The sequence below is a fragment of the Qiania dongpingensis genome (assembly GCF_014337195.1).
Classification (GTDB): domain Bacteria; phylum Bacillota; class Clostridia; order Lachnospirales; family Lachnospiraceae; genus Lientehia; species Lientehia dongpingensis.
The window spans coordinates 877,192-893,494 of record NZ_CP060634.1 but is presented as its reverse complement, the minus strand read 5'-3'; the positions used below and the strand labels follow the sequence as shown (position 1 = coordinate 893,494).

At 42.9% G+C, this 16,303-nt stretch carries 16 protein-coding genes and 2 pseudogenes; 16 read left to right on the top strand and 2 right to left on the bottom strand.

Annotated features, from left to right (window positions below; all coding sequences use genetic code 11):
• The first annotated feature begins 44 nt into the window (after positions 1-44).
• From H9Q78_RS04165 to H9Q78_RS14615, 11 genes and pseudogenes are all read left to right on the top strand, one after another.
• Complete coding sequence (locus H9Q78_RS04165; RefSeq protein WP_249303747.1) at positions 45-1,427, top strand: MATE family efflux transporter; 1,383 nt, start codon at positions 45-47, stop codon at positions 1,425-1,427.
• A 70-nt stretch (positions 1,428-1,497) separates the two neighbouring features.
• A complete protein-coding gene (locus H9Q78_RS04160) occupies positions 1,498-2,091 on the top strand; it encodes a cytidylate kinase-like family protein (RefSeq protein ID WP_249303746.1) in 594 nt (197 codons plus the stop codon).
• A gap of 214 nt (positions 2,092-2,305) precedes the next feature.
• Entirely contained in the window at positions 2,306-3,196 is an 891-nt protein-coding gene (locus H9Q78_RS04155) for a radical SAM protein (RefSeq protein WP_249303745.1), read from the top strand.
• Positions 3,197-3,263: 67 nt separating this feature from the next.
• Positions 3,264-4,466: a class I SAM-dependent rRNA methyltransferase gene (locus H9Q78_RS04150; RefSeq protein WP_249303744.1), complete on the top strand. Its 1,203-nt coding sequence runs from the start codon at positions 3,264-3,266 to the stop codon at positions 4,464-4,466.
• Between the two features lie 99 nt (positions 4,467-4,565).
• Positions 4,566-5,924, top strand: coding sequence for a 23S rRNA (uracil(1939)-C(5))-methyltransferase RlmD (gene rlmD, locus H9Q78_RS04145; protein ID WP_249303743.1), 1,359 nt, complete (start codon positions 4,566-4,568; stop codon positions 5,922-5,924).
• Positions 5,925-5,981: 57 nt separating this feature from the next.
• On the top strand, positions 5,982-8,117 hold the full coding sequence (locus tag H9Q78_RS04140) for a DEAD/DEAH box helicase (RefSeq protein ID WP_249303741.1): 2,136 nt from the start codon (positions 5,982-5,984) through the stop codon (positions 8,115-8,117).
• The gene (locus tag H9Q78_RS04135; RefSeq protein ID WP_249303740.1) at positions 8,114-8,821 is read left to right on the top strand and encodes a DUF2290 domain-containing protein; all 708 of its coding nucleotides are present in this window, start codon (positions 8,114-8,116) and stop codon (positions 8,819-8,821) included. The genes H9Q78_RS04140 and H9Q78_RS04135 overlap by 4 nt, the downstream gene beginning before the upstream one ends.
• A gap of 171 nt (positions 8,822-8,992) precedes the next feature.
• On the top strand, positions 8,993-9,589 hold the full coding sequence (locus tag H9Q78_RS04130) for an HNH endonuclease (protein ID WP_249303739.1): 597 nt from the start codon (positions 8,993-8,995) through the stop codon (positions 9,587-9,589).
• Positions 9,590-9,745: 156 nt separating this feature from the next.
• Positions 9,746-10,189: a DUF1810 domain-containing protein gene (locus H9Q78_RS04125; protein ID WP_249303738.1), complete on the top strand. Its 444-nt coding sequence runs from the start codon at positions 9,746-9,748 to the stop codon at positions 10,187-10,189.
• Between the two features lies 1 nt (position 10,190).
• The gene (locus H9Q78_RS04120; RefSeq protein ID WP_249303737.1) at positions 10,191-10,577 is read left to right on the top strand and encodes an MmcQ/YjbR family DNA-binding protein; all 387 of its coding nucleotides are present in this window, start codon (positions 10,191-10,193) and stop codon (positions 10,575-10,577) included.
• Between the two features lie 22 nt (positions 10,578-10,599).
• Positions 10,600-10,934 (top strand): annotated as a pseudogene (locus H9Q78_RS14615) (DUF5655 domain-containing protein).
• Positions 10,935-10,958: 24 nt separating this feature from the next.
• On the opposite strand, the gene H9Q78_RS04115 reads toward H9Q78_RS14615, so the two are convergent.
• Positions 10,959-11,480: a hypothetical protein gene (locus H9Q78_RS04115; protein WP_249303736.1), complete on the bottom strand. Its 522-nt coding sequence runs from the start codon at positions 11,478-11,480 to the stop codon at positions 10,959-10,961.
• 91 nt (positions 11,481-11,571) lie between these two features.
• Positions 11,572-12,684 carry an Ltp family lipoprotein gene (locus H9Q78_RS04110; protein ID WP_249303735.1) on the bottom strand — a complete coding sequence of 371 codons (1,113 nt, stop codon included), beginning with the start codon at positions 12,682-12,684 and terminating at the stop codon, positions 11,572-11,574.
• A gap of 426 nt (positions 12,685-13,110) precedes the next feature.
• On the opposite strand from H9Q78_RS04110, the pseudogene H9Q78_RS04105 reads away from it, so the two are divergent.
• The 5 genes and pseudogenes from H9Q78_RS04105 to H9Q78_RS04085 form a co-directional block, all read left to right on the top strand.
• Positions 13,111-13,343, top strand: a pseudogene (locus H9Q78_RS04105) (DUF3795 domain-containing protein); the annotation flags it as partial.
• A gap of 84 nt (positions 13,344-13,427) precedes the next feature.
• The gene (locus tag H9Q78_RS04100) at positions 13,428-13,724 is read left to right on the top strand and encodes a DUF3795 domain-containing protein (RefSeq protein ID WP_249304731.1); all 297 of its coding nucleotides are present in this window, start codon (positions 13,428-13,430) and stop codon (positions 13,722-13,724) included.
• 257 nt (positions 13,725-13,981) lie between these two features.
• Positions 13,982-14,413 (top strand): GNAT family N-acetyltransferase, encoded by a 432-nt coding sequence (locus H9Q78_RS04095; protein ID WP_249303734.1) that lies wholly within the window; start codon positions 13,982-13,984, stop codon positions 14,411-14,413.
• A 189-nt stretch (positions 14,414-14,602) separates the two neighbouring features.
• The gene (locus tag H9Q78_RS04090; protein ID WP_249303733.1) at positions 14,603-14,794 is read left to right on the top strand and encodes a hypothetical protein; all 192 of its coding nucleotides are present in this window, start codon (positions 14,603-14,605) and stop codon (positions 14,792-14,794) included.
• Between the two features lies 1 nt (position 14,795).
• Entirely contained in the window at positions 14,796-16,289 is a 1,494-nt protein-coding gene (locus H9Q78_RS04085; RefSeq protein ID WP_249303732.1) for an IMP dehydrogenase, read from the top strand.
• Positions 16,290-16,303: the final 14 nt, after the last annotated feature.

Genomic DNA, 16,303 nt, shown 5'->3' with positions numbered 1-16,303 from the left:
AAAAGACTCCAGAGACGACTGAATATGAGGAGGAAACCGAGACAATGGAAAAAGAAGTTACTATGAACCGGATGGGAACAGCGCCCATCAAAAAGCTGATGCTGACCATGGGGATTCCCATGATCTTATCCATGGCACTGCAGGCTTTGTACAATATTGTGGATAGCTTTTTTGTGAGCAGCATAAAGGATACGCCTACTGTGGCACATTTGGGAGATTATGCAGTGAATGCCCTTACCCTGGCATTCCCGGTCCAGATGCTGATGGTCGCGATTGGCATTGGTACCGGAGTCGGAGTAAATGCACTGCTGTCAAAGAGCCTTGGCCAGGGCGACAGGGAGAAAGGAAGCTGGATTTCGGGCAATGCCGTCTTTTTAGGACTCTGCACCTATATTGTATTTTTACTGTTCGGTATCTTCGGCGTGAATGCCTATATGATTTCCCAAACAAAGAATCCTGTTGTCCTTCAAATGGGAAAGGCATATCTGGGAATCTGCTCTATACTTTCCTTTGGAAGCATTTTGTTTATGATCTACGAGAAGCTTTTGCAGGCTACAGGCCGGACCATGCTGTCGACCGTCGCCCAGGTAGCCGGGGCTGTGACCAACATTATTTTGGATCCAATATTGATCTTTGGATATCTGGGATTTCCGGAAATGGGAATTGAAGGAGCAGCATATGCGACTGTTATCGGACAGGTGATTTCCCTTGTTCTGGGAATCCTGTTTCACATGATATGCAACAGAAGGGATATCAATACAGACTTTCAATATCTGCGTCCGAGGAAAAAGATCATTACGGAAGTCTATACTATTGGGATACCAGCCATTATCATGCAGGCTATGATGTCATTCATGACCTATGGCGTGAATATCATATTTGGAGCAGTTTCCACAGCGGCGGTAACGGCATACGGGATTTATTATAAAATTCAGCAGTTTGTCTTTTTTGCGGCTTTCGGTATGAATAACGCTATGATTCCTATTATTGGGTTCAATTATGGGAAACGGGACGAAAAGAGGATACATGAAGGAATCCGCTACGGAATGGTTTATACATTGATTATCATGCTGGTGGGAGCCATATTGCTGCAGTTATTTGCAGGACAGCTAATCGGTATTTTTTCCCTGTCTGATGAAACGCGGGCGCTTTGTATCCGGGCAGCGCGCATCATTACATTGGGCTATTTGTTTGCCGGCGCCAATATCGCTTATCAGGGTGTTTTTCAGGCGCTGGGGAATGGGGTCCGTTCCTTATTGGTGTCCATGGTACGGTTGATCATAGTGGCACTTCCGCTTGCATGGATTTTTACCCGTCTTCCCAACGCGGAGACGCTGATCTGGACCGCTTTTCCCATAGCGGAAGGTGCGGCATTGATTCTTGCGGCAGTGCTGATGAGACGGGTCGCAAAAAAGAGGTTTGCTTAAACTGCCGGCATTTTTATTTCGGTTCGGAACAAAAAATGGTATAATAAATCAAGAAAAAGGAGGAGTTAATATGGCGAAAAAGATTATTACCATAAGCAGAGAATTTGGCAGCGGCGGGAGGACGATCGGAAGGCAGACGGCGGAGCGGCTTGGGATTTCCTTTTACGACAAAGAGCTGATTGAAAAGGTGGCGAAGGAATCCGGGCTTTCGGAGCAGTTTGTAGCAGAGCAGGGCGAGGATTCACCGACGAAAAACCGCTTTGCTTATTCCTTTTTAGGCAGAGAGAGCAACGGCATGTCGGTAAACGATTATCTCTGGTCAGTTCAGAGAAAGATCATCCTGGAGCTTGCAGAGAAAGAATCGTGCGTGATAGTGGGACGCTGTGCGGACTATATTCTGAGGGACCGGGAGGACTGCCTGCACGCCTTTATTTGTGCGGATGTGAAGAAGAAAGCAGAGCGGATCGTAAAGCTGTATGGGGAGACAGAAAAAAAGCCTGAGAAAAGGCTTGCAGAAAAGGACAAAAAACGGCGCCTGAACTATGAATATTATACGGAGCGAAAATGGGGAATGGCACAGAATTATCATATCTCCCTGGACAGCGGAGTTATCGGCCTTGAAAAGTGTGTGGATATTTTGGCGGATCTGGCCGGAATGGAGTAATGTGTTTGACCGAATTCAGGTTCACGGACCGAATATGAGCGAAACAGAATATGAATATTGACAGACAGCGGCAGCCGGAAAAGATCTGCCGCTGTCTGTTTTAGTACCTCCTTTTAAGATGGCGGATGGGTGTTGTTGTATTTAGAGTCTGATTCCAGTATAATGTAGAATAATGATATCTTTTGGCTGTTAAAAGGGAAAAGAGGGAATCGGGATGGGAATCTGCAGACTTTGCCCGAGAGAATGCAGCGTGGACCGTAAATCCGGACAGACAGGTTACTGTGGTGTCACAGGCAGCGGGATTTATGCGGCGCGGGCTTCTCTTCATATTTGGGAGGAACCTTGTATTTCTGGTACAAATGGATCGGGCACCGTGTTTTTCAGCGGCTGTAACCTTCGGTGTGTTTACTGCCAGAATTACCAGATTGCCCGCGCTGAAACGGGAAAACAGATTACAGTGGAAAGGCTGGCGGAGATATTCCTGGAGCTTCAGGAGAAAGGCGCGGCCAATATAAACCTGGTGACGCCGACTCATTATACCCCGGAGATCATAGCCGCGATAGAGAAGGCCAGAACAGGCGGATTATCCCTGCCTGTCATATATAACTGCGGCGGCTATGAAAAGACGGTTACGTTAAAAACACTGGAGGGCATTGTGGATGTCTACCTGACGGATTTTAAATATATGGAGAAAGAGACGGCGCGGCGGTATTCCGGAGCGGAGGATTATCCGGAAACGGCGCAGGCCGCATTGAAAGAGATGGTGCGCCAGCAGGGCCGGGCTGTTTTTGGCCCGGACGGAAATATGAAAAGAGGCGTGATTGTCCGCCATCTGCTTCTTCCAGGACATTTGAAAAATGCAAAAGCAGTGGTGGGCTATGTATATGAGACATACGGAGATCAGGTCTATCTGAGCCTGATGAATCAATATACGCCGCTGCTGCAGGTGAATGAATGGCCTGAATTAAACCGGCGTGTCACGAAACGGGAATATGACAGACTGGTGGACTATGCCGTTTCCATCGGAGTAGAGAATGGGTTCATTCAGGAAGGCGAGGCAGCCGGGGAGAGCTTTATCCCTGCATTTGATCATGAGGGGATATAGAGGGGATATAAAGGAAAACAGGCTTGAACAGCGAGGATAAAATACAGCCGGACGGCGGGAGGAAAATATGAGCAATGCAATCGTAACGCTGAAAAAGGGAGCAGGACGGACTTTGAAATCAGGCGGTCCTTGGATTTACGACAATGAGGTGGCAAGTATTCTGGGAAATTTTGAGGATGGAGACATTGTACTGATACATGACTTCGACGGGTATCCGCTGGGAAAAGGGTTCATAAACCGGAATTCCAAGCTGACGGTCCGTATGATGACTCGGAACAAGGATGCCGAGATAGATGAGGAATTTATCCGGATGCGTGTTAAGAACGCTTGGGAATACCGAAAACAGGTAGTGGATACGGACAGCTGCCGGGTGATTTTCGGAGAAGCCGATTTTCTGCCCGGTATTGTGATAGATAAGTTTTCCGACGTGCTGGTGGTACAGTCGCTGGCGCTGGGAATCGACCGGTTTAAGGTACTGATCGTTGACACGCTGAAACAGCTTATGAAGGAAGATGGAATCGTCATCCGCGGCGTCTATGAACGGAGTGACGCGAAGGTCAGAAAGCAGGAAGGGATGGAATGTGTCAAGGGATTTCTTGGGGAACCTTTTGATACAAAGGTGGAGATTACAGAAAATGGTGTCCGTTATTTGGTGGATGTAAAAGAGGGGCAGAAGACAGGCTTTTTTCTGGATCAGAAGTATAACCGCAAGGCAATTTGGAAGCTGTGCCCCGGCGCGAGGGTATTGGACTGTTTTACGCATACAGGTTCCTTTGCTTTAAACGCGGGATTGGCAGGGGCGGAGAGCGTGCTCGGCGTGGATGCGTCTGAATTGGGAGTGGCCCAGGCGAGGGAAAATGCGGCGTTGAATCATTTGGAAGAGAAAGTGGAGTTTCGCTGCGCCGATGTTTTTGAGCTGCTCCCTGAACTGGAGAAACGGGGAGAGAAGTTCGATGTGGTGATCTTAGATCCGCCGGCGTTTACAAAGTCCAGGAATTCCATAAAGAACGCGGTAAAAGGCTACCGGGAGATCAATCTGCGGGCCATGAAACTGATCAAAGACGGAGGGTATCTGGCTACCTGCTCCTGTTCTCATTTTATGGATTATGAATTATTCACCCGGACGATCGGACAAGCCGCCCAAAATGTACACAAACGGCTGCGGCAGGTGGAATTTCGCACTCAGGCTCCGGACCATCCGATACTTTGGGCGGCGGATGATTCATATTATCTGAAATTTTATATCTTTCAGGTATGTGATGAAAAATAGCAGACCCGGTACGCACAGAATAATCAGCTGGCAGGAACAGCATAAGTATGAGAACACCGGAGAGGAAAAACGGCCGGAGAGGGAAGGAAGAGACAGGGAATGAGTCAGTTAAAGGGCGAAAAGTGGAATAAACAGTTAAAAGCTTCGGATGCGAAAGGGAAGGAAACACCGGGAAATAAGATTCATGGTAAAAAGACGGGATTAGGAGAAACGTTTTCAGAGCGAAAAGGGAAACCGAATACTGGTAAGATTAAGTCTGTTTTTTCAAAAGACAGCCATGCGGCTGCAGCCGGCGGTGGCTGCAGGGAGGATAAGGGACCGTTCTGCCCGGCCTCAAAGAAATGCGGCGGCTGTGAATATCAGGGGATTTCTTATGAGGAGCAGCTGCATAGAAAGCAGAAAATGGTGGAATCTCTGTTAAAGGGAATCTGCCGGGTTCATCCCATAATCGGAATGAAAGATCCCTTCCATTACCGAAACAAAGTACATGCGGTTTTTGACCGGAAAAAAGACGGGACGGTCATTTCTGGTGTCTATGAAAAAAACAGCCACAGAGTCGTTCCCATAGATGGCTGCCTCATTGAGGACGAGCAGGCGGACGCAATCATCCGGGATATCCGTGGGCTGTTAAAATCCTTTAAGATTCGAATATATGATGAAGACACCGGCTATGGCCTTCTTCGCCATGTTCTGATCAGGCGGGGCTTTACCAGCGGAGAGGTGCTGGTGGTCCTGGTGCTGTCATCTCCGATTTTGCCATCTAAAAATAACTTTGTGAAAGCCCTTCGGGAACTCCATCCGGAAATCACGACTGTTGTGCTGAACGTCAATGATAAGAAGACCAGCATGGTACTGGGAGAACGGGAGATCACTCTTTACGGAAAAGGATATATTGAAGATACTCTTTGCGGAAAAGTATTCCGGATTTCCCCCAGATCCTTTTATCAGGTAAACCCCGTCCAGACAGAGGTTCTCTACGGCAAGGCAATTGAATTGGCCGGCCTGACAGGAAAAGAACGTGTTATCGATGCGTACTGCGGAATCGGGACAATCGGGCTGACGGCCAGCAGTCTGGCCAGCGAGGTCATAGGGGTAGAGCTCAGCAAAGAAGCGGTCCGGGATGCCATTGCGAATGCCAAACGTAACGATGTGAAAAATATCCGTTTTTACCAGAATGACGCAGGAGAATTCATGACCGGGATGGCAGAACAGGGGGAACATGCCGATGTGGTGTTTATGGACCCTCCCAGGGCAGGAAGCGACGAGGCATTTTTATCCTCCGTTTTGCGGCTGGCTCCGAAAAAGATCGTCTATATCTCATGTAATCCGGAGACGCTGGCGCGGGACCTTAAATATCTGGCGCGGGGAGGATACCGGGCAGAAGGAGCATGGCCGGTGGATATGTTTCCGTGGACAGGACATGTGGAGGTTTGTGTTGAATTACAACGGAAACAGTAAATGGTAGGCTTATTTTAAAGGCGATTTGTTGAATATAGGAGAGGAGCATAAGGAAAAATGCAATTAAATATTTTGTCACAAGATTATTATGATGATATACCGTCACAGAAGTTGGTTAGCTATCTTCAAAAAATATTCTTTAAGGATAATGAAGTGAAAGTATTTTATCGTTTTCCCCTGATTAAGGAATTAGACCAAGAAATTAGATTTCCACATATATTACTTATAAGCCCGCACCACGGAGTTGTGGCTTTTAAGTGTTCAAGTATTGAAAGGGATAGAGCTGGCAGTGAACTTGATGATTTGGTTGATGAAATATCATGGATAGAAGATTATATATTTTCTAAATTAATTAAATCGAACAGTAGGAAAATAAAAAAGGGTAAAAGGGATTTGACAATTAACTTATCGAGTGCATTATTTATACCTTTTTATCGTGATGTTGTTAATGAGGATGGGTCTTTGCCGTTAATTCAAAATGAATTAGAAGTTCGTCGGTATCTTGAAGATCTGAACTCTGAAAAAATTGAAGAAGATATTATAAGACAAGTTTTTTCTATTATAGAAGGTTCAACAGCAATTATAAGACCTAAAGAGAGAATCATAGAAAAAGAAGATTTTACATCGAAAGCTTTTATACTTAAAAAGATGGAACAGGAAATAGCAGTGTTCGATGAAGAACAGAAATATGCAGCATTATCTCAATTACGAGGCCCACAGAGAATTAGAGGCTTGGCTGGTACAGGCAAAACTATAATTTTAGCAATGAAGGCAGCATTGATTCACTTAGACAATCCTAATGCAAAAATATTATACACATTTATGACAAAAAGTCTATATGACTATATAGAAACTTTAGTTACTAGATTTTACAAGACACTAGGGGATGGACAAATACCTGATTTGGAAAATTCAATTCATATTAGACATGCTTGGGGAGGAAATAATGTTAAGGGAGTATACTATGATTGTTGTGTCAGAGAGGGAATAATACCGATAACTTTTCGTGAGGCCAATATAAAGTCAGAGTTTCCATTTGATTATATATGTGAGGATATCTTAATAAAGAAAAAAGGAATCTTGAATCAGTATTATGATTATGTGCTAATAGATGAAGCCCAGGATTTTAAACCCTCATTTTATCAATTGTGCCGTTCTATTGTTAAAAACGATAGTATTGTTTGGGGATATGATGATTTACAAAACATTTTTGATGTAAAAATTCAAGATACAATGCGTACATTTGCAAATAAGTTTGGAAATAACGGTATAAATTTACCGGAATTACAAAAGAAATATCCTGAAATGGAAAATGATATAGTATTATCAAAATCATATAGAAACCCTCGTGAAATTCTCGTTCTGGCTCATGCAATAGGTTTTGGTATTTATAATGGTATTTTAATTCAGAGTTTAGAAAATAATGCTCATTGGAATGATTTAGGATATCATGTTGTTGAAGGTAATTGTGTTAGCGGAGATAACATGATTATTGAACGTCCTGTTGAAAATAGTCCATTATCAATCTCGAAAGATCAAACTTCTGATGAACTTATTGTTGTTAATTCAGCTGAGAATGTAGAAGAAGAAATGGATTGGGTTGTAGATCAGATTGAAAAAGCAATTAAGATTGACAAACTTAGAGCAGATGATATTATGGTCATTTCCATAGATGATAGATGGGCAAAAAAATATTTTGCCCAAATAGCTAGTGATTTATATAATAAGGATATAAGAACATATAATCTTTCGGCGATATCATATCAAAAAGGTTTTTACGAAGATGATTGTGTAACTTTGTCCACTTTATATAAGGCTAAAGGTAATGAGGCAGCAATGGTTTTTGTGATTGGTTGTGATATCTGTGAAGAACATCGTGACAGTATTATAATGAGGAATAAATTATTTACAGCATTTACCCGAACAAAAGCATGGTTACGAGTTTCAGGGTGCAATATTATTGGAGACTGGCTGGTCAAAGAAATTGAATCCGTTAAAGCTAATAATTTTATGTTTAAATTTACTTATAAAGAAGCAAGTGTGATTAAACGTGATTTAGATGATGTAAATATTAGGAAAACAAAAGAGCGAGAGAAATTTCAGAAATATATTAAGAGCGTTAAAAAGAAAGGTATTTCTAGAGAAGAAATAGAACAAATAATCAGAGCAGAATTTGGAGAAACAAAGAATTGAATTTAGCAAAGTATAAAATATCTTTATTAAAATCCATTGATATATTGAGAAAATTTGATTTATTTAAAGAAAGAAACACCAGTGTTGAAAATATCTATGATAGTAGAAAATTTTCAAGTGATTTTTTTTCAGTCTCAAATAGTAATAAATATTTAGAGATTTATAATATGGCGATAAAGAATAATGACTATGATATTTTATTGATTGATGACTCAATTTTACAATTTAGTTTGGAAATAAGAGATGAAACAATTGTTCAATATCGCTTTGCATATTACCAAAATCCTAGGACATATCCTACATATAATGAATTTTTGCAAAATGAGTTTAATGTATCTGAAAAAGAATGTGGTAGTACATTTCTTGAAGAGTATGAGCAGATTGTTTGTGAAGCTTCTTTAAACGACTGTGCTCTTCCAATAAGATATGACTATGATGAAAAATTATATGATCCTAATTTTCATTATGTATCACATATACATATTGGTCATAATAATGAATTGCGGATTGGAGCAGATAGAATATTATCACCAGATGCATTCGTAATATTTGTTATAAGAAACATATACTTTTCGATATGGAAAAATAAATGTCAAAATGATGGAACACTCTTAGAAATGTGTTTTAAAATAAAAAACACTTGTTCCGAAATCAACGAGGATTTCATAAAAGAAAAAGAGTTAAACACTATATTATTGCGCTGATTGTTTTATACACGTGATGAAAATATATATAAACAGAAAAAATGACTTCAGCCAAAGGGAAACCGTATCCTTTTGACATCATTATCAAACATTCCATATATGTAGAGATGGTTTGTTTGCTGGTAAGACAGAAACAATGATTAGGAATGCTCCTACTAAAGAGGAATCGGAATGGAAACAAAAAAATATGAGATTTATAATTACTGGAAAGATAAAGCGATAACAAAAAATTTTGAAGTTAAGCTATGGGAGGCTTGTACGACGGATGATGAAGCGGTGAAGATAACCGATTTTCCTGATGAAATATTTTGTTGGGCGTGTGAAGCTCTTCCATATGTTACTGCTGATTCTGATAATATTAAAACACTGTGGAATCATGACCATTTTTTAGACAGAGCGCATATTTTTGCTAAATCTAAGGGGGGAGAAGATACGCCGTCCAATTTGTTTTTACTTTGCCCTAATTGTCATGTGGAGGCACCAGATACGACAAACCTGCAAAACTTTTATGCTTGGGTCTATTATAAGAGAAGGTTTGATAATTGGGTTCTGACCTGTAAAAAAGAATTTGAGAAAGCGGCTAATATCAAAAGAGCTGACGTAGAAGAACTGTATAAACGTTGGGAACGGTTAAGCCTGAATTTAGATACAGTTGAAGCCTTGCGGGGTCAAATGGCAGAAAAATGTGCGCTGCATGGTTCAGCGATATCAATGAGCTCCAAAATGATGAGTTTTATAGACATTCTGTTAGAATTAACAGAAGAGTGATGCATGATAATAGTCTAACAGGTTGATTTTTTATGTACTAAGTGTTTTTGCCGTCAGGTTGTCAAAATTAACAGAAGGGGAAAGACGGTGACGTTTAAAAGAGTATCTTGGATAAATATTAAAAGAGTAATTTATCAATACCTGGAGGTGACTTATGTGAAGAATCATGATACTTCGAATTTGGAAAGATTTGTAAAGGCGCAGGAATTGGATTATGATACCGCGCTATCCGAGATTAAAAGCGGCCATAAGCGAAGTCACTGGATGTGGTATGTCTTTCCTCAGATCCAGGGACTGGGGAATAGCGAAATGTCCAGGTATTATGCGATAAAGGATAAGGAAGAGGCGCGGGCATACATGGAACATCCGCTGCTTAGAGCAAGGCTTTTGGAAATTTCAGCGGCTTTGCTGCAGCTTAAGACCAATGATATCAGCAGCGTTATGGTCTATCCCGATGACAGGAAACTGAGATCATCTATGACATTATTTTCTCTGGTCAGCAATGAACCGGTATTTCAGAACGTGCTGGATAAATTTTTCAGTGGAGAAAGGGACAAGTTTACATTGGAGGCATTTGATTCCTTTACGGACGGTGATTGATATGAACAGACAAGAGGTATTTGAATATGTAAAGCAGCAGTATGGAACGGAGCCTGATTATCCATGGAAGGACTGGAATGCCGTGCTGCGGCATAAAGACAACAGCAAGTGGTATGGTGTGGTGCTGAAGGTCGGCAGAGACAAACTGGGCCTGTCCGGAGAAGAGACGATCGATGTTCTAAATGTGAAATGTGATCCGGTTCTAATCGGTTCCCTGCGTACGCAGCCGGGCTTTCATCCGGCGTATCATATGAATAAAGAGAAATGGATAAGCGTCCGGCTGGATGGCAGCGCGCCGGGAGACGAGATCAAAAGCCTGATCGCAATGAGCTATGAACTGACCGGGATAAAGAAAAAAGAAACGAGGAAACAAGATAATGGCCAGTGACGAGCGGCTCTTTTAAGATAAAATGAAGTCAATGCTTCCGGTATATGCAGAACTTAAAAAGAGGCTCATGGAGTTGCATCCGGATGTTTTTATTAAAGTAAGTAAGACCCAAATTTCATTCAAAAATAAATATATTTTTGCAATGGTTTCTTTCCAGAGAGTGCCCAAATATTCGAAGGAATATCTGCTGGTATCTTTTGGACTCAGCTGCGAAAACAGCCTCCCCGAATCGCGGCAGCAACGGAAGCCTGCCGCAGCCGGTGGACGCATCACGTAGTGATACGGGAACCAGAAAAAATTGACGAGGGATTGATGGGCTGGATTGATGAAGCCTGCCAATTTTCAAATAGCAAATGAAATCTTCGAGGGCCATAAAATTATTTATTTTCCGTAAGAATTGAACGCATCAATGATAGCCTGATCCGCTTCTTCCTCGTTTGAAAAAATCAGTGCGAATTTTCCATTGATTGCAGCGGGAGATAAGGCTATTCCAAAATCCTCTAAGGTAATCGTATTAGTTTCGACCATCTTTTTATAATCTTCTGAGTTTTCGTCAAATTCGTAGATTTCAGCACCGGCATCGGTATATTTAAAACCGGATACTGCCCCTATCATCTCTGCCGCTGTTTCTGTACGGGTACCGCTCAGCACGCCTGCGTCAAGCAGATACTGTTCCAGACCAGACAGAGAAACGTTGCTTTCTGAAACAGGAACGGATACCGTGGTAGATTCTTCAGACGTGGATACAGCTTCGGTAGTTGATTTTTGCTCAGCAGTTGTCTGTGTTTCAGGAGTTTTATTGACTTCCGTTGTTGATTCTGGTTTCTTGTTGTCTCCACCGCATGCAGTAAGAGCGGCGGTTAAAATAAATACAGCTGCGATGGATAAAAATCTCCTTTTCAATTTTAGTGATTCTCCTTTTTCCATATAAAATGATTCGATGAGTGATGTTAACCGGTCCCTGTGTTGTGAGAGGCCGGTTTTAAGTTATTAATTAATAACCGACAGCAGTGGCACCATATTCAGCCTGTTCAGAGGTGAAGCCTTCAAAGACCAATTGATCGATTAAACCCTGACGGGAGAACGAAGAATAATCCAAATAGTCCTGAGCTTTTTTAGCAGCCTGTTCATTCCAGTCTGCTCCGCAGCTGTCCACAGCTGAGTTTGCCTCTTCTGTAGAAAATCCTTCAAATTCCAGCTGATCGATTAATCCGGTGTAGGAAAAAGCGCTGAAGGATAAATAATCTTTTGCTTTCTTCGCGGCCTGCTGGCTCCAGTCTGCTCCACAGTTGTCCGCGGCATAAGTTGCATTTTCCGTGGAAAATCCCTCGAATTCCAGCTGATGTATCAAGCCGGTATAAGAAAAGGCACTGAAAGATAAATAGTCTTTTGCCTTTTTCAATGCGTTTTTTTGCTCCAACGATATTTCGGCGGTTGTTTCAACGGGGGGCGTCTCGGATTCGGCTGCCGTTGTTTCTGTAATCTCAATAACGGCGGAAGCCATTATTTCTTTGCAGTCTTCCAGATAACTGTATTGCGTATTATCTGAGCAGACATACATGATAGTGAACATATTTTGTGCCATATGAGATACGAATACAGAAACCATTCCGTTCCAGTCAGATCCAGAAGATTCGGCTGTGAAAGGTATTAATAAAGCTTTTTCGCCGGCAATCACTATGGTTTCTGTTTTCTCGGCTTTGAAACTGTCGAAGCCGCCGGAAAATCCATTTATGAAATCATCTTCATAATCGCTCAGCTCTTCGAAAGTGCTGACAGGAGAACTTTGACAGCGGAATTGGAGCATGGCTGAGGCATCGCCGGTCTCGGGGTAAAAGGTTGCCGTATCCAGAGTGGATTCACCGACCATCCAATTCGAAGGAATTGAAAAAGTATACCCTCGGAAATTGATTCCGGTATTTGTACTGGGGTTAAAATCCTTTTTTTCTTGCTTTGCAGGTGATGTTTCCTGCGCCTGGGTAGTAGTGGTCTCCGTTTCTGGTGCAGAACTGGTCTCTTTGACAGCGCTTTCTTTTTTCTGCCCGCAGGCTGATATGGAGAATATCAGGCTTGAAGTGAGCAGAATCGCTAAAAGTTTCTTTTTCATACTTGTTGCCTCCCTTTATTTTATGTAAACCAAGTTGGTTTATCATTCCTTGAATGTTGATCTGTATGAGAATCCCCTTTGCTTTCAATTTCACAGATGTTTCAGCAGTAATTATTTTATGAAATCTCTGAATGATATTTTATACATTAGTCGACTTTAATCGACATATTTATTATACACTATTTCTTAATTAAATGTAATCGACATCTCCAATAAATAAACAAGGTCCGCAGGGTCGAACTTATGATATATTTTAGTGATAAATGCCAGGTTTACCCAATAATAAGGACAATATGAAATACAAGAGTTATAAACAGCGGTATTATGATAAAAATTAATTTACTAACATGCCATATTGTTGTCATCTATACTTTGATAAGATAATAATGCAGCTGCCGTCCATGATTTTGTGTGAGGTTGTGAAAGATGAAGATGCCGAGGGAAATAGACGATGCCTTGTTTGCCCCTTGCGGGATGAACTGCCTGGTCTGCTATAAATACTGTAATCATAAGAAACCTTGCGGAGGCTGTTCCGGAAAAGCCGGCGGGAAACCGGAGCACTGCCTGAAATATCCCTGCAGGCGGAACGATATACCTGCCCAAGATGTGGAGGCGTCATTTCCATACACGATGGTGAATGCAGTGAATGTCGGTTTAAGGCGCCTGAAAGCGGATTAGGCCGATGGTCAAAGAACACACAGATGAAAAGAAGAAATACGGTTATGAGAAAAGGAGAAGATTACATGACAGAGAATAAGGAAATCGCTCCATGTGGAGTAGTTTGTAAGGAATGTGACGAGTTTGAGCGTTCGTGCGGCGGATGTAATTCTTTAGAAGGAAAGGCGGCATGGGTTCCTGTTATCGGGAAGGAAGTCTGTCCATTATATGACTGTTCGGTTAACGGACACAAATACAAATCCTGCGGAGAATGCAGCGAACTGCCGTGCCAGATGTTCAGGGAATTGAGAGATCCGGCCATGACGGATGAAGAATTTGAAAAGAGCATTCAGGACAGACTGAAGGTCTTGAGAGAGTGCTGACACCCTGATTTAAGCAGAGAAAACAGACAAAGAACAGAGCATGGGCGTACGGAAAGATTTGCCCGTGCTTTTTTCTGTTATTTTTTCTGCGGCTCTGGTAGAATAATAGTATTGGTTTTTGCAGATCAATACTGACGCGGATTTATGCTGCCAATCTGCAGGGAAGAGCTCCGCAGGAGATGCGATTGATAAAAATAGCGTCGTTGAAAGACATAGGATAGGGATGAACTGGGAATGGCAGAGAGAGGAAGAAACAAGTGATAAGATATGTGAAGCCGGAAGATGAAATACAGATATTGTCGATGATGGAGCTGGTAAAGGGTGATTTTGTCGGATACGAGGAAACTGATTTTTTGAATGCGGTCCATATGGCGGCAGAGAAAAAGGAAGCTTTGCTGGAAGAACAAGACGGCATGGCTGTGGCGATGCTTTTGTTTTCCAGAGAAATGAAGGAAATTTCTTTTCTGGCCGTTCATCCGGACTTCCGGAAAAGGGGCATAGCGAAGCGGCTGATCATGGACCTGCTCTCGAATTTTGAGAAGGGAGATATTCTTCAGGTGGTGACGTTTCGGGCCGGGGATGAGAAAGGAACAGCGGCGAGGGCGTGTTATCGCGCATGTGGGTTTGTGGATGATGAGGAGCTGACTGTATTTGAGTATCCTTGTCAGAAAATGATATTAGAGATTTAGAAGGCGCGCTTCGTGCGGCAAGGCATAGAAGAGCGGTTGACAATGGTTAACTGGTTAAGTTATTATGAAACTTAACCAGTTAATTATTTGGAGGGAGTGATGCGATGCTTTTTCCAGCTGATAAAATACCGGCGAAAGCGTACGTATATAGGATAATCTTTACCATATCCAACCGTATGCAGTGCTTCCATGATGGATAATCTTACGTTTTACGAGGACTATCAGTTAAATCTGAGGCAGACGGCCAAGCTTCTGGGGAAGTCAAGACAGAATGCGAGAAAGATGGCTGATCTGCTGATGAAAAAAAGGTTATGTGGACTTACAGATTTATTTGAGAACGTAACGAAATATGAGCAGAAGCATTCAGAAAAGGAGAATTGAAATGGCATTTTATTATGATGAACCCTCCAGGACGTTCAGCGAGTATTTATTGATTCCGGGATATTCCTCATCAAAATGTATTCCTTCAGAGGTGAATCTGAAGACGCCGCTGGTAAAGTTTAAGAGAGGAGAGGAGCCAGAGGTATCTATCAATATTCCCATGGTCTCCGCTATCATGCAGTCAGTTTCCGATGACAGGCTGGCGGTAGCACTGGCAGAGGAAGGAGGCCTGTCCTTTATCTATGGCTCTCAGCCAATTAAAGAGCAGGCAGAAATGGTAAAAAAGGTAAAGCGGTACCGGGCAGGATTTGTGGTGAGCGATTCCAATGTTTCTCCGGAGATGACATTGGAGGATGTGCTGCGCCTGACGGAGAAGACAGGCCACTCTACCATTGCAGTAACAGAGGACGGAGGGCCGAACGGAAAACTTTTGGGCATTGTTACAAATAAAGATTACCGGCTTAGCCGGATGAGTCCAGATACGAGGGTTAAAGAATTCATGACAAAATTCGACGACCTGGTATACGCGGAAGAAGAGACAAGCCTGAAAGAGGCAAATGATATTATATGGGAACATAAAATCAACTGCCTGCCGCTGGTGAATAAAAACCGGGAGCTGGCATATCTCGTTTTCCGAAAGGATTATGACACGCATAAGAAGAATGAGAATGAGCTGATCGACGATGCCAAGCGCTATATGGTGGGGGCAGGCATTAATACGAGAGACTATGAGACAAGGGTTCCGGCGCTGCTGGAGGCAGGGGCGGATGTCCTCTGCATTGACAGTTCAGAAGGCTTTTCGGAGTGGCAGAAGATCACGATTGATTATATCAGGAATCATTATGGCGAACGGGTGAAGGTCGGGGCCGGAAACGTCGTGGACGCAGAAGGCTTCCGGTTCCTGGCGGATGCGGGGGCTGACTTTGTGAAGGTTGGAATCGGCGGCGGAGCGATCTGCATTACACGCGAGCAGAAGGGGATAGGCAGAGGACAGGCGACCGCTCTTATAGAAGTGGCAAAGGCCAGGGACGCTTATTACGAAGAGACAGGAGTATATATTCCTATTTGCTCTGACGGCGGTATCGTACACGATTACCATATTACACTGGCCCTTGCCATGGGGGCGGATTTTGTGATGCTTGGACGGTATTTTGCCAGATTCGATGAGAGCCCGACTAAACGGGTCAATATCAACGGAAGCTATATGAAAGAATATTGGGGAGAGGGCAGCGCCAGGGCAAGAAACTGGCAGCGGTATGATATGGGCGGAGAACAAAGGCTGTCCTTCGAAGAAGGCGTGGATTCTCTGGTGCCGTATGCCGGAAGCTTAAAGGATAATGTAAACCTTACTCTGAGCAAAGTCCGGTCTACAATGTGCAACTGCGGAGCTCTTACAATTCCTGAGCTGCAGAAAAAAGCAAAGATCACACTCGTCTCGTCTACAAGTATAGTAGAGGGCGGGGCACATGACGTCACTCTCAGAAATCACAGGTGAGTCTGGTATCAGAC

Bases quoted from the DNA above. Each gene is read 5' to 3' on its own strand.
- H9Q78_RS04165 (WP_249303747.1), top strand. From the start codon at position 45: ATGGAAAAAGAAGTTACTATGAACCGGATGGGAACAGCGCCCATCAAA.
- H9Q78_RS04160 (WP_249303746.1), top strand. From the start codon at position 1,498: ATGGCGAAAAAGATTATTACCATAAGCAGAGAATTTGGCAGCGGCGGG.
- H9Q78_RS04155 (WP_249303745.1), top strand. From the start codon at position 2,306: ATGGGAATCTGCAGACTTTGCCCGAGAGAATGCAGCGTGGACCGTAAA.
- H9Q78_RS04150 (WP_249303744.1), top strand. From the start codon at position 3,264: ATGAGCAATGCAATCGTAACGCTGAAAAAGGGAGCAGGACGGACTTTG.
- rlmD (WP_249303743.1), top strand. From the start codon at position 4,566: ATGAGTCAGTTAAAGGGCGAAAAGTGGAATAAACAGTTAAAAGCTTCG.
- H9Q78_RS04140 (WP_249303741.1), top strand. From the start codon at position 5,982: ATGCAATTAAATATTTTGTCACAAGATTATTATGATGATATACCGTCA.
- H9Q78_RS04130 (WP_249303739.1), top strand. From the start codon at position 8,993: ATGGAAACAAAAAAATATGAGATTTATAATTACTGGAAAGATAAAGCG.
- H9Q78_RS04120 (WP_249303737.1), top strand. From the start codon at position 10,191: ATGAACAGACAAGAGGTATTTGAATATGTAAAGCAGCAGTATGGAACG.
- H9Q78_RS04110 (WP_249303735.1), bottom strand. From the start codon at position 12,684: ATGAAAAAGAAACTTTTAGCGATTCTGCTCACTTCAAGCCTGATATTC.
- H9Q78_RS04100 (WP_249304731.1), top strand. From the start codon at position 13,428: ATGACAGAGAATAAGGAAATCGCTCCATGTGGAGTAGTTTGTAAGGAA.
- H9Q78_RS04090 (WP_249303733.1), top strand. From the start codon at position 14,603: ATGATGGATAATCTTACGTTTTACGAGGACTATCAGTTAAATCTGAGG.
- H9Q78_RS04085 (WP_249303732.1), top strand. From the start codon at position 14,796: ATGGCATTTTATTATGATGAACCCTCCAGGACGTTCAGCGAGTATTTA.